This is a genomic window from Thermosynechococcus sp. M98_K2018_005 (genome assembly GCF_015295825.1).
In the GTDB taxonomy this organism is placed as follows: Bacteria; Cyanobacteriota; Cyanobacteriia; order Thermosynechococcales; family Thermosynechococcaceae; genus Thermosynechococcus.
The window spans coordinates 1-18,362 of the sequence record NZ_DVEH01000081.1; the positions used below are offsets into that span (position 1 = coordinate 1).

22 protein-coding genes are annotated in these 18,362 nt (G+C 53.8%); 14 read left to right on the top strand and 8 right to left on the bottom strand.

Annotated features, from left to right (window positions below):
* Both IGQ15_RS10540 and IGQ15_RS10545 read left to right on the top strand, forming a co-directional pair.
* Positions 1-347: hypothetical protein (locus IGQ15_RS10540; protein ID WP_297051554.1), on the top strand; the 347-nt coding region annotated here is incomplete at its 5' end.
* 40 nt (positions 348-387) lie between these two features.
* Positions 388-1,104, top strand: a complete 717-nt coding sequence (locus tag IGQ15_RS10545) for a DUF4079 domain-containing protein (RefSeq protein ID WP_297051556.1) — start codon at positions 388-390, stop codon at positions 1,102-1,104.
* On the opposite strand, the gene IGQ15_RS10550 is transcribed toward IGQ15_RS10545, so the two are convergent.
* From IGQ15_RS10550 to IGQ15_RS10560, 3 genes are read right to left on the bottom strand one after another with little or no spacing between them, the layout of a single operon-like run.
* Complete coding sequence (locus IGQ15_RS10550) at positions 1,101-1,706, bottom strand: heme-copper oxidase subunit III (RefSeq protein WP_297051558.1); 606 nt, start codon at positions 1,704-1,706, stop codon at positions 1,101-1,103. The genes IGQ15_RS10545 and IGQ15_RS10550 overlap by 4 nt on opposite strands.
* A 6-nt stretch (positions 1,707-1,712) precedes the next feature.
* On the bottom strand, positions 1,713-3,371 hold the full coding sequence (gene ctaD / locus IGQ15_RS10555; RefSeq protein WP_297051560.1) for a cytochrome c oxidase subunit I: 1,659 nt from the start codon (positions 3,369-3,371) through the stop codon (positions 1,713-1,715).
* A 33-nt stretch (positions 3,372-3,404) separates the two neighbouring features.
* Positions 3,405-4,391 carry a cytochrome c oxidase subunit II gene (locus IGQ15_RS10560; RefSeq protein ID WP_297051561.1) on the bottom strand — a complete coding sequence of 329 codons (987 nt, stop codon included), beginning with the start codon at positions 4,389-4,391 and terminating at the stop codon, positions 3,405-3,407.
* Between the two features lie 188 nt (positions 4,392-4,579).
* Between IGQ15_RS10560 and IGQ15_RS10565 the strand changes: the two genes are divergently transcribed.
* The 9 genes from IGQ15_RS10565 (at position 4,580) to IGQ15_RS10605 (ending at position 11,940) form a co-directional block, all read left to right on the top strand.
* Positions 4,580-5,578: a phosphodiester glycosidase family protein gene (locus IGQ15_RS10565; RefSeq protein WP_297051563.1), complete on the top strand. Its 999-nt coding sequence runs from the start codon at positions 4,580-4,582 to the stop codon at positions 5,576-5,578.
* Positions 5,579-5,667: 89 nt separating this feature from the next.
* Complete coding sequence (locus IGQ15_RS10570; RefSeq protein WP_181496844.1) at positions 5,668-5,793, top strand: photosystem II reaction center X protein; 126 nt, start codon at positions 5,668-5,670, stop codon at positions 5,791-5,793.
* 102 nt (positions 5,794-5,895) lie between these two features.
* Positions 5,896-6,720 (top strand): Ycf66 family protein, encoded by an 825-nt coding sequence (locus tag IGQ15_RS10575; RefSeq protein ID WP_297051566.1) that lies wholly within the window; start codon positions 5,896-5,898, stop codon positions 6,718-6,720.
* A gap of 25 nt (positions 6,721-6,745) precedes the next feature.
* Positions 6,746-7,531 (top strand): hypothetical protein, encoded by a 786-nt coding sequence (locus tag IGQ15_RS10580; protein WP_297051568.1) that lies wholly within the window; start codon positions 6,746-6,748, stop codon positions 7,529-7,531.
* Positions 7,528-8,328 (top strand): septum site-determining protein MinC, encoded by an 801-nt coding sequence (gene minC / locus IGQ15_RS10585; RefSeq protein ID WP_297051570.1) that lies wholly within the window; start codon positions 7,528-7,530, stop codon positions 8,326-8,328. Before IGQ15_RS10580 ends, minC begins: the two co-directional genes overlap by 4 nt.
* A gap of 38 nt (positions 8,329-8,366) precedes the next feature.
* Positions 8,367-9,170: a septum site-determining protein MinD gene (gene minD, locus IGQ15_RS10590; protein WP_297051573.1), complete on the top strand. Its 804-nt coding sequence runs from the start codon at positions 8,367-8,369 to the stop codon at positions 9,168-9,170.
* Positions 9,167-9,481, top strand: coding sequence for a cell division topological specificity factor MinE (minE, locus tag IGQ15_RS10595; RefSeq protein WP_297051575.1), 315 nt, complete (start codon positions 9,167-9,169; stop codon positions 9,479-9,481). The genes minD and minE overlap by 4 nt, the downstream gene beginning before the upstream one ends.
* The gene (gene cruG / locus IGQ15_RS10600; RefSeq protein ID WP_297051577.1) at positions 9,478-10,686 is read left to right on the top strand and encodes a 2'-O-glycosyltransferase CruG; all 1,209 of its coding nucleotides are present in this window, start codon (positions 9,478-9,480) and stop codon (positions 10,684-10,686) included. Before minE ends, cruG begins: the two co-directional genes overlap by 4 nt.
* Positions 10,687-10,716: 30 nt before the next feature.
* Positions 10,717-11,940 carry a methionine gamma-lyase family protein gene (locus IGQ15_RS10605; RefSeq protein ID WP_297051579.1) on the top strand — a complete coding sequence of 408 codons (1,224 nt, stop codon included), beginning with the start codon at positions 10,717-10,719 and terminating at the stop codon, positions 11,938-11,940.
* On the opposite strand, the gene IGQ15_RS10610 is transcribed toward IGQ15_RS10605, so the two are convergent.
* Positions 11,928-13,211 carry a glycosyltransferase gene (locus IGQ15_RS10610; protein ID WP_297051581.1) on the bottom strand — a complete coding sequence of 428 codons (1,284 nt, stop codon included), beginning with the start codon at positions 13,209-13,211 and terminating at the stop codon, positions 11,928-11,930. The genes IGQ15_RS10605 and IGQ15_RS10610 overlap by 13 nt on opposite strands.
* Positions 13,212-13,277: 66 nt before the next feature.
* On the opposite strand from IGQ15_RS10610, the gene IGQ15_RS10615 reads away from it, so the two are divergent.
* Positions 13,278-13,574, top strand: a complete 297-nt coding sequence (locus tag IGQ15_RS10615) for a hypothetical protein (protein ID WP_297051583.1) — start codon at positions 13,278-13,280, stop codon at positions 13,572-13,574.
* Here the strand turns inward: IGQ15_RS10615 and IGQ15_RS10620 are convergent.
* A complete protein-coding gene (locus IGQ15_RS10620; protein WP_297051585.1) occupies positions 13,571-13,999 on the bottom strand; it encodes a hypothetical protein in 429 nt (142 codons plus the stop codon). The genes IGQ15_RS10615 and IGQ15_RS10620 overlap by 4 nt on opposite strands.
* 33 nt (positions 14,000-14,032) lie before the next feature.
* Positions 14,033-14,365 carry a DUF760 domain-containing protein gene (locus tag IGQ15_RS10625; protein WP_011057859.1) on the bottom strand — a complete coding sequence of 111 codons (333 nt, stop codon included), beginning with the start codon at positions 14,363-14,365 and terminating at the stop codon, positions 14,033-14,035.
* Between the two features lie 138 nt (positions 14,366-14,503).
* Here IGQ15_RS10625 and ebsA point away from each other — a divergent pair, with 138 nt between their 5' ends.
* Positions 14,504-14,878, top strand: coding sequence for a type IV pilus biogenesis protein EbsA (ebsA, locus tag IGQ15_RS10630; protein WP_297051587.1), 375 nt, complete (start codon positions 14,504-14,506; stop codon positions 14,876-14,878).
* Between the two features lie 45 nt (positions 14,879-14,923).
* A complete protein-coding gene (locus IGQ15_RS10635) occupies positions 14,924-15,991 on the top strand; it encodes a phosphotransacetylase family protein (protein ID WP_297051588.1) in 1,068 nt (355 codons plus the stop codon).
* On the opposite strand, the gene IGQ15_RS10640 is transcribed toward IGQ15_RS10635, so the two are convergent.
* Positions 15,988-17,055, bottom strand: coding sequence for an esterase-like activity of phytase family protein (locus IGQ15_RS10640; RefSeq protein ID WP_297051590.1), 1,068 nt, complete (start codon positions 17,053-17,055; stop codon positions 15,988-15,990). The two genes, IGQ15_RS10635 and IGQ15_RS10640, sit on opposite strands and share 4 nt — an antisense overlap.
* A 9-nt stretch (positions 17,056-17,064) precedes the next feature.
* Positions 17,065-17,967: a Tic22 family protein gene (locus IGQ15_RS10645; protein WP_297051591.1), complete on the bottom strand. Its 903-nt coding sequence runs from the start codon at positions 17,965-17,967 to the stop codon at positions 17,065-17,067.
* Positions 17,968-18,362: the final 395 nt, after the last annotated feature.

Here is an 18,362-nt window from a genome sequence, read left to right on the forward strand (position 1 = left end):
AGATGAATGCTGTAGAGGCCAAGCTCGAACAGCGGATCAATGCCGTCGAAGCCAAACTGGAACAACAGATGAATGCTGTAGAGGCCAAGCTCGAACAGCGGATCAATGCCGTCGAAGCCAAGCTGGAACAACAGATGAATGCTGTAGAGGCCAAACTTGAGCAGCGGATCAATTCCACAGAAGTACAGTTAGGGCAGCAGATTGATACGGTAAAGTCCACATTGCAGGACATTTCTAAACGACAAGCGAGCACAGATGCACGGCTTTGGGGATTCCTAGTGACCCTGTTGGTGGCCACCATTGGCTTACTGACAAAAGTGCTGTTCTTTGATTTGCCCCGCCCCTAGATTCGTTACCTTAAAATTGGCCTTATCGTTCTTAGCCAGTATGTTTCTCAACCTTAAAGACATCATCTTGCTGTTGCATCCCATCTTGGCCTGCACATTTGTCTTTCCCGTGATTGGTATCACGACCTTCTTTGCCCTGCAAACGCGGCAGCGTCGCCTCAAAGACACCACCTCAATTCCTGCCACAGTCGGCAGTTTGCACGTGAAATTGGGCAATCTCTTAGCCGCTGCCGTCATTGGTATCACAATGGTCGCCTTGGCCTATTCAGTCGTGTTTGGATTTCAGGGCTTCTTGATGCAGGCGGAGAATCAGACACTGCAACCGCTCTCTGTTGTCCTCGTGGCGTTGATGTTTATTGTCACTATTGCAGCAACCGTGCTTCTCTATCGCGCTCAATCGAAGCTATGGCGTGCTGTTTTTGCCACGCTCTCAGGGATGGGGGTGATCATTCTGGCCTTTCAGCCGGGGGTCTTTCGCCGTGATGACGAGTGGTGGGTTTCCCACTTTTACTTTGGCTTGGCGGCTGTGATGCTGATGATTTTTTCTGTGGCCATTGTGCGAGAGATTTACCAAGATCGATCACTGACGTGGCGGCGGATTCATATTGGCTTGAATTCCCTTGCCCTTGTTCTTTTCCTCTTGCAGGGAATTACAGGTACCCGTGACCTCTTGGAAATTCCCTTGAGTTGGCAAGCACCTGTAGTCTATCAGTGCAACTTTGATCCGCGATCGCCCCAGTTCAAGACCTGTCCCTAAAAGCGAGTCAGGATATACAGCAGTGTGAAGAGGATAATCCAAATCACATCCACAAAGTGCCAGTAAATCTCTGCCATGGCCACCCCTGTATGCTTGTGGGCGTTGTAATGTCCGGGGCGGCGCGATCGCCAGATCACTCCCAAAATCAGCAAAATGCCGACAAAGACATGGAGGCCGTGGAAGCCCGTCATCACATAGAAGCAGTTGGCAAAGACATTTGTACGCAGGCCGTAGCCGAGGGTGAGGTACTCATAAACTTGACCGCTCAAGAACACCGCCCCCATGGCCGCCGTGATCCAATACCATTTGCGCATGCCGCGAACGTCATCCTTTTTGATGGCAACATCGCCGTAGTGGATGACAAAGCTACTGGAGATAAGGATGATGGTGTTGATGGTGGGCACAAGAAGTTCCACCTCAGTGCCTTCCGGTGGCCACTGCTCATGCATGCCCCGCAGGAGTAAATAGGCCGCAAAGAGGCCACCAAACATCAGGGATTCAGAAATCAAAAAGACCAGTAACCCTAAAACCCGAAAATCAGGGTGCTCATGGGCATGATCAACGGCTATGGCCGTCGCTTGGGAGTCAACAGTACCTTGCATGGTGTCCTACTCCTTCTCGTCATCATCCTCATCGGTGCTTCCCTTACGCTGCTCAATGCCGTAGTCGTAGGGACCTTTGGTGACCACAGGCAGCACTTTCCAGTTTTCAATCAGCGGCGGCGAACTGGTCGTCCACTCTAGGCTAAGACCGCCCCAAGGGTTATCACCCGCAATTTTGCCCTTATTCCAGCTCCAAATGATGTTAATCAGGAAGGGAATAATTGAGAAGGCCAAGACAAAGGCGCCAATCGTACAAATGAGATTAATCGACTCAAACTGCGGATCGTACATGGCCACTCGCCGTGGCATCCCCTTGAGTCCCAACTCGTGCATTGGCAAAAAGGTGAGGTTGGTGCCAATGAGGGTGAGGATAAAGTGCAGAATTCCCAGTCGCTCATCTAGGAGCCGTCCCGTCATTTTGGGGAACCAGTGGTAAATCCCCGCATAGAGACCAAACACGGAACCACCAAAGAGCACGTAGTGGAAGTGTGCCACCACATAGTAGGTGTCGTGGACGTGAATATCCACCGGGGCAGTCCCCAAGGTCACACCACTGAGGCCACCAAGGACAAACATTGACAGTAGGCCAATGGCAAAGAGCATGGCACTGTTGAGGCGAATTTTGCCGCCCCAGAGGGTGGCGACCCAACTAAAGATTTTTACTCCTGTGGGCACCGCGACAATCAGCGTCGAAATCGTGAAGAACATCCGCATCCAAGGGGGCGTACCGCTGGTGAACATGTGGTGTACCCACACAAAGAGGCCCACGCAGCAGATGGCCAAACTGGAGTAGGCGATCGCCTGATAGCCAAAGATGGGCTTACGGGCATGAACTGGAATCACCTCAGACATAATGCCAAAGATCGGCAAAATCATCAGGTACACTGCCGGGTGAGAGTAAAACCAGAAAAGGTGCTGGTAAATGACAACGTTCCCACCGGCATCGGGTTTGTAAAACGAGGTGCCAAAGTTAATATCAAACAGCAGCAAAATCAGCCCCACCGCCAGCACAGGAGTTGACACTAGAGCCAGCAGAGAGGTCGCTAGCATTGCCCAACAGAAGAGGGGCAATTGATCCCAGCGCATACTGGGCACTTTCATCTTCCAGATGGTGACGATGAAATTCACCGATCCCATAATCGAGGAGGTGCCCGCAAGGACGATCGCCAGAATCCACATACTCTGGGCAGTGGTGGCCGTGATCGTACTCAAAGGCGGATAGGAGGTCCAACCCGCTTGGGCACCGCCAAACAGGAAACTGGCTAGGAGTAATGCCCCGGCCGGCGGGTTCAGCCAAAAGGCTAAGGCATTCAAGCGGGGAAAAGCCATGTCCCGTGCCCCCACCATCAAGGGCACCAAGTAGTTGCCAAAGCCCCCGATCGCTGCCGGCACAACCCACAGGAAAATCATAATCGTGCCGTGGTTGGTGAGGAAGGCGTTGTAGAGATTCGGGTCAAGGAAATCGGAATTTGCCGTTGCTAGCTCCGTGCGCATCGCCACCGCCATCAGCCCGCCAATCAAATAAAAGATAAAGGCGGTGACCAAGTATTGAATGCCAATCACCTTGTGATCAACATTGAAGGTGAAATAGTCGTACCACTTCCACGCCTTGGGATGCTCAGGGAGCGACAAGGGGGTATCTAGCGGCAGTTGTGCTTGTGCCATAACTCTCTCAAGAATGCAACAGTAGGAAGAAAACTAAAGCTTTGCCGGAGAATGGTGGTGGGTCATTGCTTCTACTTGCGCCACCAATTGCGGGGTGACGCCCATCTCCTCGACATGGCGATCGCTCAGGGAGGGGATCACTGGAGCCGTTGCGATCGCTTGGTTTTGACTGCGCCACGCTTCAAAATCCTCCGGAGTATGCACGATCACCTGTGTGCGCATGGCACCGTGGTAGCCACCACAGAGTTCAGCACAGACGACGGGGTATGTGCCAACTTTAGTGGCCTTAAAGCGCAGTTCAGTGGGCACACCCGGAATCGCATCCTGCTTCAAGCGAAACTGGGGCACCCAAAAGGAATGGATCACATCCCGAGCGGAGAGATTTAATTGGACATCCTTGCCCACTGGGATATGCAATTCGCCGGAGACAATGCCACTGTCGGGGTAGGTGAAAATCCACGCATACTGCATACCTGTCACATCCACCACTACGTCTGGGGCCTTGCCTTGAACATCAGGGCTGGCACCAATGCCAATTTCAGGGGTTGGCGCTGCTGCTAAGAGGGCAGTTGCATCGCTGGTGGTTTTGGAGGGGGCTTCGGCAACAACCGCCATCGCCGGCTTGGGCGTATGCATTGAGTGCATGGCATGATCCCCCGGATTTAGTCCCCCCATGCGCTGGAAAATATCCACGCTGTAGATACCAAGGAAAATCACAATCAGGGCAGGAATTGCTGTCCAGAAGGCCTCTAGGGGTAAGTTGCCCTCTACGGGTAGGCCATCCCCTTCCTCACCGGCACGGCGGCGATAGCGAATCACAAAGAGGATGATGGCACCCTGTACCACCAAAAAGAGAGCGGTACCAATTGTGAGCATAATGTCAAAGAAGTTATCCACCAGGGGAGCCTGCTCAGAGGCCTGTTCCGGCAGCAGGCCATGGTGATGTCCAACCCAAAAGCTAATCAGGGTGACAACAACGCCAGCGGTGAGTGTCCAAATTGAAGCGGGTATTTGTTCCATGGTGCCAAAGCGTCCAGAAAAATCCCACCCTGATCCTAGGCAGATTCCCCAGGGATGTGGGTTAAAAGAACCTAAAGATTTATGTGGATTTATTCACTATCCTTAAAGCAGCTTGGGGACAGAATCATCTGTTTTTGCGTCCTAAAGATAGCGCACCGAGACTGAAGGCTGGGCCGGAGGAAATATAAATGCTGAGTGGGCTGCCTTGGAGTGGCGTCTCATTAGCCACTCTTCAGTACTCGACCCATAGAGTGGATCAAACGCAAGTCTATATGGTGGCTGCGCCGATGGCAGACTATCGGGTGGTCATGACAGAACCTGCCCCCAATGGCCAAGATACCTATCTAGAAACGACAGCGGCTTTTGCGCGGCGGACGGGAGCTGTGGCAGCGATGAATACCAATTTTTTCCGCTGGTTGCATGCTCAATCCCTGTCCTCTTTTGAGGATTATCAAAAATGGATCATGGGGGAGTCCCATCCTGAGGGCATTAGTTACCAAGCACTGCGGCAAACATGCTTGAGCGGTCGAGGCACGATTCCAGCGGGGGTTCTCGGAGCCTACATCGTGAATGGTCAGGTGGTGCGTCCCTATGAGGGGGGCTATTCAGGAGTGGTGAATTTTCCTGCTCAAGGAGGGATTGAGTTTTATCGCGGTAGGTTACCAGAGCAGCCCTTTAATGTGGTCAGTGGCTCGCAGCAACTTTTGGAAGACGGCAGCAAGCTACCCGTTGATGGGAGCGATCGCACGTCCCCCAAGGCGATTCTTGGCAGACGGGGCAATGAATATATTTTCGTCGTCAGCGATGGGCGGGGCAATGGTGGTTCGCCAGGAGTCTCGTTTCCCCAACTTCAGGCGTTTTTACTAGAGCAGGGCGTAACTGATGCAACAGCGATGGATGGTGGTGAATCGGCGACGTTGGTGGTGCAGGGACAAGTAAAAAATCATCCCCGCGATCGCTACTGCGAACTGGCGCGTTGGTTACCCGCTCCCACCCTCACGTTTATTCATCCTGAAGAAGAGGCTCGCGAAGCGGCGATGGCCATGGGGCGATCGCTTAGACCCGTTGGTGCCAATATTGGCTTGGTACCGCGAGAACCCCCCCAACGACTCTTTTCCTTTGCGTTTTGGGAAGGCCTTCAGCAACGGCTGCTGACGCGACTACGAGCTTGGCGGCACGGGGTCTAATGAGCAGCGAAGCCAGATTTTGTTAAAATCCTAGTGTTCACTTTGACCTGCGAGCAACAGCCATGATCCACTCTGCATACCCTCTACTGTTGACGATTACGCCTTCCCTCAAAGGTTTCTTTATTGGTTTGGTATCGGGAGCTGTGGTTTTGGGTCTCACCTTTATTGCCCTGATCACCATCAGCCAAATTGACAAAGTGCAGCGTTCTTCCTAGGCATTAGACCAACGGGTGCAGTTGCGCATTGTCGCTACAATGGGGTCATGGCCACAAGGCTATGGCTCTCGGTTTTATTTTCCCCTTCAGTCAATGGGTTAAATGACTTATCTTTCCTTCTCCCCTCTCCTTGGTCAAATTGTTAATGTCGGGCTTGGGCCTGCTGGCATTTTGGGAATTGGCCTAGCGGTTGCTGGGGCGCTCCTCTATTTTCTGCGCTCGATTCAGCCAGAGTTAGCGCGAGATCATGATATTTTCTTTGCCGCAGTGGCTCTCCTGTGCGGTGGGATTCTCTTTTTCCAAGGATGGCGCCTTGATCCGATTCTGCTCTTTGGCCAGTTTCTGCTGACGGGCACCGCTGCCTTTTTTGCTTACGAAAGTATTCGTTTGCGGCGGATAGCCACAGAGCAGGCGCGGCGAAATACTCCGATTGTGGATGAAGAGCGACCCGTGAGCCGCAGCTACACCTACCGTGCAGAAATAGAGGAACTCGAACCCTACGATGAGGAAGAAGAGGAGGAGTACCCACCCCTGCGGCGAATCCGCGGTAGCCGTGATGTGTCACGATCGCGCTATGAAGACGAGGATGTGGAAGATACCCGCCGCAGTAGCCCGCCCCGTCCTGAACCCCCCAGCCGTCCCAGTGTACGGCGTCCCCCTTCAAGGCGTCCGCGACCGACCACACCAGCAGCAGATGAGATCGTCGATGAACCCTATCCTCCACCGCCGCCAACGCGCCGTCCTACTCGCCGTCCCCCGCCACCCACCACCGAAACCGCTGTAGTGAGCGATCGCCCCACCCGTCGCCGTCCCCCCCCTCCCCGTCCCGAAGCCACCACTGATGGCAGTGAGTATGTGCCCTATCAACCCTTGGATCGTCCCCCCACTGACGAGCAAGATAACTCCGCCAATTTTGATGATGAATAGACCCTAGGAGCAAAGGCGGTTCACAATGCGTCGCTATTTTCTGGTTTCAGCCCTTGGCTTGGCAGCAATTTGTGGAGGTGTGACGGAACGAACTTGGGCGGCTCCCCTAGCGCAAGCTACTCCGGCTGCCTTGCCGCAATCGGTGCAGTCAGTGGTCAATGGCTTGGATACAGCCGCTAGTCAAAAGAATTTAGACGCCGTCTTGGCCTTCTATGACCCTGAATTCAAAACAGGGGATGGTCTCACCCTTGAGATATTGCGCAAACAACTGCCGACATTTTGGCAACCCTATCGCGATATCCGCTACCGTACAACCGTCAACCGTTGGCAACAGCGGGGCGATGATTGGATTTTAGACATTAGCACCACCATTGAAGGTACGGGCGGCACCAGCGATCGCCCGCAAAATATTCGTGGCAATCTGCAAGCCACCCAAGTCATCCGCAATGGCAAAATCATCCGCCAAGACATTACCAACGAAAAAACCACGATCACCATTGGTACAACACCGCCCACGGTTCAATTTTCACTCCCCCAAGCGGTGCGTACGGGTGAGGAATTTAGCCTTGATGCCATTGTTCAAGAACCCATTGGCAATGCGATTCTCCTTGGCGCTGCCAGCGACCAGCCCATCAATGCCCAAACCTACGCCAATCCCAGCTCCGTGAAACTGGAACTTCTCTCTGCGGGTGGCATTTTTAAGGTGGGACGTGCCCCCCAAGAACCCGGCAACCGTTGGGTCTCTGTGGCCTTAATTCGGGATACGGGCATGGTCTTGATTACACAGCGACTGCGGGTGGAAAAACCATGAGTGAGGCGGAGTCAACCCCTGTAGAGGAACCTGCCTCGGAAGAGACTGAAAGCCCTGAGGCGACCCCTGAAGTTGAGCAAAGTACACCGATTGTCAGTGGCCTTGCTTTAGAACACGGTGAAGGGCGCTACCGACTCACATTACCCCCCGATTTAGACTGGATTGATCTGTGGCCACAGTTGCAACTCTACCTTGTCGGTCAAGAACACCTCTGGTCAGAGACCTTACCCGTGGATTGTGCCTGTGGACAGCGGCTCTTAGATCAGTCACAGCTTCAACAGTTGGCCGAAGCCCTCAGCGAGCATCAGTTGCGACTGGACAAAATTATTACGGAACGACGCCAGACGGCGATCGCCGCTGCTACCCTTGGCTACAGTGTCCAACAGGGGGTACTGCCGCCCTTACTGGCCAAGGAGACCGATCCTGACCCAGAACCCACTACCAATCCCCTCTACTTGAAAACAACCCTGCGATCGGGGATGGAAATTCACCATGATGCCAGTGTGATCATTGTTGGCGATGTCAATGCCGGTGCCAGCATTATTGCCGCCGGAGATATTATCGTTTGGGGACGCTTACGGGGGATTGCCCACGCAGGTGCTAAGGGTCATCTAGGGGCGCGGATTATGACCCTCGAAATGGCAGCTACACAGTTACGGATTGCTGATCTACTGGCGCGGACACCGGATCCGCCAAACCCGCCTTACCCAGAGGTGGCCTACGCCACAGACCAAGGGATTCAGATTGCCCCTGCCTATACTTGGGGGCGAGCCCTCGCTGTATCCAAGGCACCTTGAGATAATCTATTCTAGTAAGCCAATTCCTAGGGAGTTCAATGGGGCGCACGATTGTCATTACCTCGGGTAAAGGGGGCGTGGGGAAAACAACCGCCAGTGCCAATATTGGTGTTGCTTTGGCCAAACTCGGGCGATCGGTGGTGCTCATTGATGCAGATTTCGGCTTGCGCAACCTTGACCTACTACTCGGCTTGGAAAATCGGGTGGTTTATACTGCCATTGATGTGCTGACGGGGCAGTGTCGCTTGGATCAAGCCCTTGTGCGGGATAAGCGCCTCAATAAACTGGTCTTGCTGCCTGCCGCCCAAAGCCGTAATAAGGATGCCATTACCCCAGAGCAAATGCGACAGTTGGCTTCAGCCCTGAGCAAGCACTATGACTACGTGCTCATTGATTGTCCAGCAGGAATCGAGGCGGGGTTCCGCAATGCCATTGCTCCCGCTCAGGAAGCCTTGGTGGTGACCACCCCAGAAATTGCTGCAGTGCGGGATGCCGATCGCGTGATTGGCCTGCTGGAGGCCTACCGCATTCGCAATAACCATCTCATTTTGAATCGCCTACGCCCCGCAATGGTGGCTGCCAACGATATGATGTCCGTCGAAGATGTCCAAGAAATTCTTTCTATTCCCCTGATTGGCATTGTCCCTGAGGATGAGAAGGTGATTGTTTCCACTAATAAGGGGGAACCTTTGGTCTTGGCAGAGTCGCCGTCACTCGCTGGGCAGGCCTTTATGAATATTGCCCGTCGTTTGGAGGGGGAAAAGGTTGAGTTTCTCGATTTAGAGGCGGTAAGCGGGGGATTATTCAGCCGGATTCGACGCTTGTTTGGGGCAAAGGGATGATCAGTGAACTTCTAGAGCGGCTGTTTACGCGCACTCCTCCCAGTCGCACCACTGCCAAAGAGCGCTTGAAGCTTGTCTTGGCGCACGATCGCACGGCGCTGACGCCAGAAATTTTGGACAATCTGCGGCAAGACATTTTAGAGGTGGTCTCCCGCTATGTGGAGCTAGAAACGGAGGGGCTAGCGGTTTCCCTAGAGTCAGATCAGCGGACAACGGCCTTGATTGCCAATTTACCGATTAAACGGCTGAAGCTGTCGGATACCCCGCTGCCAGCGAATTCCCCATCAGACAACGAGGCAGAAGAACGTTGAGTACCGTTGCAGTTGAGCTAGCAGCGATCGCCAGCGGCGCGATCGTGGCACAGGCACCTTGGGCGGCTGTTTTAATCGCCCGTTTAGGGTTAGGTTGGCGACGCCCTGCCCCCTTGATCCCCCAGCCCTCATGCCCAGAAAACTTAGCCAAAGTGTCAATTGTTGTCCCCACTCTCAATGAGGCACAGCGGTTGCAACCCTGTTTAGAGGGCTTAATGCGTCAAGGCTACGAGGTGCGGGAAATTCTCATTGTCGATAGTCACTCCCAAGATGGCACGGCTGAGATTGTGCGGGCAGCGCAACACCGCGATCCGCGTCTGCGACTGGAGTTTGATCCTCCCTTACCGCCGGGGTGGGTGGGGCGGCCTTGGGCATTACATACGGGCTTTTGTCGTGCCCATCCTGAGAGTGAATGGATTTTAGGGATTGATGCCGATACACAACCGCAGCCCGGCCTTGTGGCTAGCCTTTTGGAGACGGCGCAGCGGGAGCAATTGGATCTCATTTCCCTCTCACCCCGCTTTATCCTCAAGACGGGGGGCGAATGGTGGCTGCAACCAGCGTTGCTCTTAACCTTGATTTATCGCTTTGGTGCAGCGCGTCCAGTGGAAACGCAGCCCGCACGGATTCTCGCCAATGGTCAGTGCCTGCTGATTCGGCGATCGCGCCTCGAGGCAATGGGCGGCTACCAAGTTGCCGCTTCTTCCTTTTGTGATGATGTCACATTGGTGCGAGCCATAGCGGCCATGGGGGCACGGGTGGCCTTTCGGGATGGCTCAAAGGTACTGAAGGTGCGGATGTATGAAGGGATGGCGGAAACCTGGCGAGAATGGGGGCGATCGCTCGACCTCAAGGACGCAACCCCAGTCGCTCAAGTGTGGGGCGATGCCTATTTCCTCTGGGCAGTACAGGGATTACCGTTGCCCCTGTTGGTTTTGGGCTTGATGGCACTGGCAGTGACGACTCCCACCCCGCCCCTAGAGATGGCGACACTGCTCAATGGTCTCCTGGTGCTGATCCGCTGGGGCATGACGCTGGCGATCGCCCCTGTCTATGATTGGCAGACAGGTCAAGGGCACTGGCTCTTTTGGCTGTCCCCCCTTGCGGATCCCCTAGCAGCCCTGCGAATTACCCTCTCCTCTTGGCAGCGCCCGAAGCAGTGGCGAGGACGGATTTATCCTACCAAAACTCAGCCGTTAGTTTAGAACTATCTTTGCTCAATCATTGGTCTCGACGTGAAAACTCCACTTGTAACTGCTGCCCAAGGGGCACTTGCGACCACCTTTGCGGAAATTGATGGCCGCGTCAAGGAAAATTTGGATCGGGTTCTGGAAGCCTTTCGTCAGCAGCGGCTGGGGGTGCATCACTTCAGTAGCATGACGGGCTATGGTCACGGAGATCTGGGGCGCGAGGTGCTCGATCGCGTTTTTGCACAGGTGATGGGGGCTGAGGCGGCTTTAGTGCGGGTGCAATTTGTTTCTGGTACCCACGCGATCGCCACTGCGCTATTTGGTGTGCTGCGCCCTGGTGATGAACTGATTTCCCTTGCGGGTGCCCCCTACGACACCCTAGAAGAGGTGATTGGCCTGCGGGGTCATGGCCAAGGCTCCCTCAAGGACTTTGGTATTCACTATCGCGAGATTCCGCTCCTGAGCACGGGCGAACCCGATTGGGGGGCGATCGCCACCTGTGTCCAACCCCAAACCCGCATGGTGCTCATTCAACGTTCCTGTGGCTATACATGGCGTCCGAGCCTTAGCCTTGAGGACATTGGCAAAATGATCCAACTGATCAAGGGGCAGAATCCCAATGTCGTTTGTTTTGTGGATAATTGCTACGGCGAATTTGTCGAGACCCAAGAACCGCCCCATGTTGGCGCTGATTTGATTGCGGGTTCTTTGATTAAAAATCCCGGCGGCACGCTCGCCACAGCGGGGGGGTATTTAGCCGGACGCGCTGATCTCATTGAGAAGGCTAGTTATCGCCTCACGGCACCCGGAATTGGCTACGAAGGGGGTGCCACGTTTGATCAACATCGTCTGCTCTTTCAAGGACTGTTCTTAGCACCGCAAATGGTCGGCGAAGCCCTCAAGTGTGCCCATCTTTTGGCTTATGTCTTTGATCAACTGGGCTATCCTGTCAACCCTGCCCCCCTCGCCCCCCGCCGCGATGTCATTCAAGCGATCCAATTGGGCAGTCCTGAAAAGCTGATTGCCTTTTGCCGCACGTTGCAACGTTACTCCCCCGTGGGTGCCTATCTTGATCCCGTACCCGCGCCAATGCCCGGCTATGCCGATGATCTGGTGATGGCTGGGGGCACGTTTATTGATGGCAGCACCTCGGAACTGTCTGCTGATGGCCCTTTGCGTCCACCCTATATTGTCTTTTGTCAGGGGGGAACCCACTGGACTCATATGGCCTTGATTTTAGAAGCCCTTCTAGAGGATCAGTCTTTTTGAGGCCAGCCGTAGGCTTGGGCAACCGCTTCCCATTGGCATAAAATGCTCTGCTCAAAGGCGTCCTGCCATGTGGGGCACGTCGCTTGGGTGATCTGGTGTGCCTGTGTCCCCATCCGCTGGCGATAGTGGGCATCGTCTAACAGCGGGGTGATAGCGGCTGCCCAATCTTGGGGGTCGCGACTGTAAACCACTACCCCATCCTCTCCTGAGGTTTGGACATATTTGCGTCCGCCATCAAAACCAGAAATAACGACGGGTAATCCCGCCGCCCGTGCCTCCACCACCACATTGGGGCCTGTTTCCGACTCTGAGGGAAAGACGAATAGATCACTGCTGGCATAAATTGCCCCTAATTTTTCTTGGGGTACCTTGCCTGTGAGGGTGACGCGATCGCCCAAAAGGTCTTTGACAAGGGTAGCCTGTGCCCCTTCGCCTACAATCAACACATGGAATGCCTTTCCTCGATGAGCTAACACTTGAGCCGCCCGCGCCAACAGGAGGACATTTTTACTGGCATCCACCCGACCGACAAACAGCATGATCGGCACCTCTGGCAGGTGATACTGCTCCCGTAGCCATTGGGGATTGCGAAATCGCGGATGAAAGCGATCGCGATCGATGCCCCGCTGAAACCACGCCACCCGCTCAGGGGGCAAAAACGTGAGCAGCCAATCGGCATCCTGCTGCCGCGAGACTAGGACGCGATCGCTAGCACGCATAAAGCTCGCTAATTTACGTTCGGCTTGGCAACCAAACCACTGATCCACTTGCAATTTCTCCAGCCATAGCCAGCGCCAAAATTCTCGTCCCCAACTGCGGCCACTCATGCGCCAAATAATTTCCCGTGAATAGGTGCGGGTCAGTAAGGGCAAATCTGTGTGAATCGAACTGAGCAAAGGACGATGGTGCTGGCGACAAAAGCGGCGCACTGTTTGAGCAAAGCTAAAGGTATCCGTAATGTGAAACACCTGATGTTGCGGTAAATAACGGCGCAATCCCCAGTGCAAGGGAGCCACATCGGTCATGCCTGCCCCTTGGCGCATCATTTCCAGTGAGTGCGTGCTGAACTGCGGCGGTAGCAATTGGTAGCGAACATTGGCCGCTACCTCCAGGGTTTGCTGTTTTGCACCAAGGAAGTAAATGGTCAGGTCAATGCGGTCTGGGTAGTGGCTGGCAGCTTCCGCAAAACGTTCCCAACATTTGACGTGTCCCCCGGCATGAGGTTGCCATTCCAGGCAAATAAAGACAGCAACAGATAGTGATGGTGGCAATCTAGATTCCTCGAGGTTGCGTTGTGCTAAAGATTAACTGAGTATCGCATTGTACAGTGAGCAATAATGAACTACCGTAATCGCGCGATCGCCATTCTCTTAGCCTTGGCCGGCATCTTTCTTCCCGGACTCCATAAGTTTTATTTGCGCCAACCCCTGTGGGGTGGGGTTTACCTAATGCTGGGGCTACTCTTTTCGACGGTGCCCTACGGTTCTCTGGGGAGCATTGCTCGCATTGCCTGTGTGATTGAGGCCGTATGGTATTTGTTTCAGGGGGCTGATGCCTTTGATGCCACCTTCAATCCTGAGATTAGTGCTGTCGTTCCGAAGCTCCCCGCGTCTCGTCTTGAGGAAGCCAATTAATACCGCCAGTAGCGACGACCTTGCCAGAAAATCCCCACGGCTGTGCCAATGAGGAACACATCGGTCAAGGGGAAAAATAGGGGTCGCAGTCCCAAGGTGCCGCCAAAAAAGCTCAAGACCACACTGGCCATAAGGACACACAGAAATAACGCCCACAGGGTGCCGCTACGGATAGGCGCTGGGTTAAACCATACCTCCAAAGAGATCAGCGCCACCATTCCAAGGCCAATGCTCAGACCAAGGCGGACTAGGAGAACCAAAGGAGGCTGAAGCAGGAGGATCAACGCTTCGCGGACAGATGCAACGGCATCGGCAATATAGTAAAGCCCCGTATCAAACAGCGCTGCAAGCAGGGCAACGAGAAGACCTGTGGGCACCAGCGATCGCCAAGGCAGTGCCTTAAACTGTTGCCAAGGATCGGACACAAGCAAGACTCACATCAAGTATGTTGGTAGAACCTAGGGCATAGGTAGATCGCCGAGGCTCATTTCCAGTTCCATGCGCTGCTCCATCTGGCGCAGAAAATACCCCGTCATCATGGCTGAGGCCAATAACCCCGCCAGGTTGTCGCGATCAGTGGCAATTTGAACATTAAAATCCTCGGAGGGAAGGCCCCCCACGAGACCTTGGACATTTTGGCTGATAATTTGGCGAATTTCTGGACTGACGGAACGGGCAATACGGGTCAAAACTTCTGGCGATTGGCTTTGCAGGTACTTCAGGAGCAGGTTAGGCTGCCCATCATCCGTAGAAGACTGGTAGAAATTAGCGTTTCCGGGATCAAAAACCATAGGCAGTGCTCGTTAGTGATGTTAACTATATGTTACCAAACCCAAATGCGCTACTAGAGCTAAGACGCCCGTGCTACCTGCTCTGCCTGTAGAATAGACTTCAGCACTCGGTGAGACTGAATACACAAGGATGCTTGCATGACCGCCCTCGATCAACTTCAGCCTGCCAACCCCCGCGAAGTCAATATCTTTGCCCCCTATATGCGTGCTGAGAAACGTCCGCTGCTGCCCTTGGGCATCGCCCTCTACCGTCTGGGACAGTTGGAGGGACAACGGGGGATTGAAGGCGGTAACAATGTTGATTTTGTTGCCACGTGGACGATCGCCAATTTGCCGGCGGATTTATCCCGCTGTACGGTGACCTTTGATAACTCTCCTGATCTACAGTACGAAATGTCCATCACCACGTTTGAACTGGTGGATCATCTCATTGATGTAATTATTAACTATAAAAAACATCGTATTGCCGATTTTTCTAAAGCCTTTTATCGTAAGCTGTTACGGCTTGACTAAGGATAGCGTGTTCAGGGTTGGGGTTGCGGGAGGAGTAACTAAACGGTGGCAAAGCATTTATTAATTGGTTCAATTGTGCCCTATAGCGGTAAGTCTGCAACGGTTTTAGGTTTGGCCAAGCTCTGTCGCGATCGCCATCTGCGCATTGCCTATGGTAAGCCCTTGGGCACATACCAACCCGCTACCGAGAGTGAAGACACGGAAGCCGATGTCAGTTTTTTACAGGAAACCCTCAACTTAGAGAATGTGCGACCGACATTGCTCACGCTGACGCCAGAAGCCATCAAGGCGCGGCTCATGGGCACAGATCAGCAGGATTATCGCCAAGCCCTAGCGACCTATCACAATATCAACAGTGAAGACTTGGTGCTCCTCGAAGGCCCAGCCACATTGGCAGAGGGGCGGCTGTTTGACTTGGGGTTAGCTCAGATGGCAGCGGTGTTGGATGCACCAATTTTACTGGTGGTGCGCTATGAGTCCCCCTTGGTGGTGGAATCGCTTTTCCTAGCCAAGTCGGAATTGGGCGATCGCCTATTGGGGGTGATTATCAACGATATTCCCCAACCTGAAGCCCAACCCTTGCCTGCCATTCGTCAATATCTCGAGGCACACCAAATTCCAGTTTTTGGTATGTTGCCCCGCAGTCAGTTGCTGCGCAGTGTCAGTGTCAAGGAATTGGTACGGCAGTTAAATGCCGAAGTTTTGTGTCGTCCAGATCGCTTGGATTTGCTGGTAGAAGAACTCACCATTGGGGCAATGAACGTCAGTGCTGCCCTGAAGTATTTCCGTAAAGCGAACAATATGGCGGTAATTACCGGGGGCGATCGCACCGATATTCAATGGGCGGCCTTGGAAACCTCCACCCACTGTCTGATCCTCACTGGGCATTTGCCGCCTTCCCCTGCGATTCTTGCCCGGGCCGAAGAGTTAGAAATTCCCATCCTCTCGGTGGACTTAGACACCCTGACAGCCGTGGAAATTGTGGATCGTGCCTTTGGTCAGGTGCGTCTCCATGAAATCGCCAAAGTCAAATGCGTCGAACAAATGATGCAGGAGCACGTAGATGGCGATCGCCTGCTGGCTCAGTTGGGACTCTTGACGGTTGAAGCCTAAGGTTTAGCGGTCAAGGCAAAAATCAGTACTTGGGTTGGCGTTTTGCCATCAAAGTTGTTATCGCCAATGATGTAGAGCGATCGCGCCCCATCGGCCAAGGGGGAACCAAAGCTCATTCCCTCCAAATTGGTGAGGGGAATCCCCAGCGTCTTGAAATCCAAAATCAACCGTTTCTGCACAGGGCGGATGGTGCGCAGATCAACCGGTAACGTGGCCATGCCAAGGGTATCTGTCGCCCCCGCTAGGGACACTTCAAAGAGCTTGATGCCATATCCTACGCCTGGACTGTAGGTGCGCTCCAAGCTGAGAAAATGGCCACCGTTGTCAAGGGCAAGTAGCTCCACAAGACCATTAAACCCTGCCTCTGAGGCATCTAAGGGATACAGGTGCTCTGCTAGTAAAACAGGAGCAACATCCCCCCGCAGGTAATGGAGCAGGCGGCAGTATATAGGGATATTGGGGCGGACATCCTGGGCAAGGGCAGATTCCACGCCGACGAATAGGCGATCCCCTGCCGGAGAAAGCGTCAGTGCCTCAAAACCGAGATTATTGCGAATGCCCTGCTGACCATTGGGGAGATAGTACTTGGGAATAGGTAGAGCTGCGATGGTTCGTCCGTTTGCGCGCTCAAACTCCTGAACCCAAGGGGGGCTAGCCGTGGCCGTTACCCCTTCACTGCTAATTATAAGGTGCCCCTCAGGGGTCAGCGCAATCCCCTCAGTGTCGGCAGTGTTGGGAGGATACACCTCACCATTAGCCTGCCGGAGAAAGGTCACGCCCTTGGGGGCAATGGTTTCGGGAGTGATCTCGAGGGTGTAAAACCGAGGTTGCTGGCGATCGTCACTAATGGCATAGAAGTGTTGTTGACGCGGATCGTAGGTCAAACCTGACAGCCCCCCCACCTCGGTATTCTGCCACTGGCTGCCGACGGCTAATTGGACTTCGCCACGAAATTCCACCCCGACATTCAGAAACAAGCGCTCCTCTGCTCGGACTTGAGGGAGAGCACACCCCCACAGGAAGCCAAGGAGCAGAATTCCCGCTAGCAGGCGTCGCCAGGGCATGGGTGTATCTTAGCGGTTGCGGTTTGTGCCTTGACCTCCCCCCTGTTGATTTGGGCGCTGGGGAGACGCGGGTTGATTCGCTTGATTCGGTCGCTGGGCATTATTGCCACCGCTCTGTTGCATGGCAAACTGAATCGCCTCAGGGGTTTGTACCAGTTGAATTTGACCCGCCACGGGATCGTTGGTGCTCAGCATGGTTGCCACCAAATTATCCAGCATCACGACGCGAATCCCGGTATCCTTGGCCAATTCAGGACGCTGCTGGCGGGCTTGATCCACTTCCCGTTGGAGTTGGGTTTTATCAAAGTAAAAGGGAATAAACCGCTGGGTGCGGTTCTGGCCGTTTTCGCGTAGTTGTGCTTCTACGGCGATGGGGTTGCCTGTTTTGCTATCTGCCAGGAAAAAGAGGGGGGTACCGCCCATAAACGGCCTACCATCCTTGGTGAGGATTTTGCCATCGCGCTCGACGAGATCGCCACTTTGTTTGAGCAGATTCACCGCTGCTTGCAGTTGCGGTCTGGAGGGGATAATGTCCACACCAATGGCAGGATTTTTTTGGCTTTCGAGGGCAATTTTCACCGCCCCACTGAGGGCGGCGGCGGAGACCCGAGCCACACGACCCACATCCGGCTGCTGGGTTTTAATGGTGTTCAGGGCAGTTTGGGCATCCTGCTGATTGATAAAGAAGGTAAAAACTTGAATTTTCTTGCTTTGATCTTGGGGATTGGGCATCTCAAAGGTCAGCGGTTCCCCCTTGTCATTGGTGATCATAAAAACGGGCACATTGTTGAGGATCCGCAGCACTTGTTCTTCGGGCAAGGCAGTGGCAATGTCATAGCGGCTGATGGCGGGTGCGAGCCACAGGCTACTCACTAACCCTGCCAAAACACCCAAGTGTGCCAATCTTTTCATACAGTCTCCTAAATGAATGCTCTATTGCAGTAGGTGAACTCTCCAAATTCAATCCCTTAGTTGTGGAGAGGGGTGGCGATCGCAATGTAATACCTAACTCACACCGAAACTTATGCATTAAGTACAGCCCTTTTCTTGAATATGGAATACATTAGGGGGATGCAATCCTTTTCCATAGTGGCTTTCACGGTTCTGAGCGTGTGCCATCCTTGGGAAAAGGGCTGTAAGTGAGTATTTTTACATATCAAGTACTCCCTTTGCTTTCCCACCCTAAGCCAATTTGACGCAATGGACAAGGGGCAAGTTTCTATACCCTTTCGGGAACTAGCGTTCGGTCTGTAGGGAGTCTAAGCTGGTGGTGCTTTTGAACCAGCCCTTGCGCCAGAAAAAGAAAA

What these genes read in the sequence shown, in the direction of transcription:
- minD (WP_297051573.1), top strand. Translation starts at nt 8,367, where the DNA reads ATGGGGCGCACGATTGTCATTACCTCGGGTAAAGGGGGCGTGGGGAAA.
- IGQ15_RS10560 (WP_297051561.1), bottom strand. Translation starts at nt 4,391, where the DNA reads ATGGAACAAATACCCGCTTCAATTTGGACACTCACCGCTGGCGTTGTT.
- ctaD (WP_297051560.1), bottom strand. Translation starts at nt 3,371, where the DNA reads ATGGCACAAGCACAACTGCCGCTAGATACCCCCTTGTCGCTCCCTGAG.
- IGQ15_RS10580 (WP_297051568.1), top strand. Translation starts at nt 6,746, where the DNA reads ATGCGTCGCTATTTTCTGGTTTCAGCCCTTGGCTTGGCAGCAATTTGT.
- IGQ15_RS10575 (WP_297051566.1), top strand. Translation starts at nt 5,896, where the DNA reads ATGACTTATCTTTCCTTCTCCCCTCTCCTTGGTCAAATTGTTAATGTC.
- IGQ15_RS10640 (WP_297051590.1), bottom strand. Translation starts at nt 17,055, where the DNA reads ATGCCCTGGCGACGCCTGCTAGCGGGAATTCTGCTCCTTGGCTTCCTG.
- minE (WP_297051575.1), top strand. Translation starts at nt 9,167, where the DNA reads ATGATCAGTGAACTTCTAGAGCGGCTGTTTACGCGCACTCCTCCCAGT.
- IGQ15_RS10615 (WP_297051583.1), top strand. Translation starts at nt 13,278, where the DNA reads ATGAACTACCGTAATCGCGCGATCGCCATTCTCTTAGCCTTGGCCGGC.
- IGQ15_RS10625 (WP_011057859.1), bottom strand. Translation starts at nt 14,365, where the DNA reads ATGGTTTTTGATCCCGGAAACGCTAATTTCTACCAGTCTTCTACGGAT.
- IGQ15_RS10550 (WP_297051558.1), bottom strand. Translation starts at nt 1,706, where the DNA reads ATGCAAGGTACTGTTGACTCCCAAGCGACGGCCATAGCCGTTGATCAT.
- ebsA (WP_297051587.1), top strand. Translation starts at nt 14,504, where the DNA reads ATGACCGCCCTCGATCAACTTCAGCCTGCCAACCCCCGCGAAGTCAAT.
- IGQ15_RS10545 (WP_297051556.1), top strand. Translation starts at nt 388, where the DNA reads ATGTTTCTCAACCTTAAAGACATCATCTTGCTGTTGCATCCCATCTTG.
- IGQ15_RS10565 (WP_297051563.1), top strand. Translation starts at nt 4,580, where the DNA reads ATGCTGAGTGGGCTGCCTTGGAGTGGCGTCTCATTAGCCACTCTTCAG.
- minC (WP_297051570.1), top strand. Translation starts at nt 7,528, where the DNA reads ATGAGTGAGGCGGAGTCAACCCCTGTAGAGGAACCTGCCTCGGAAGAG.
- IGQ15_RS10645 (WP_297051591.1), bottom strand. Translation starts at nt 17,967, where the DNA reads ATGAAAAGATTGGCACACTTGGGTGTTTTGGCAGGGTTAGTGAGTAGC.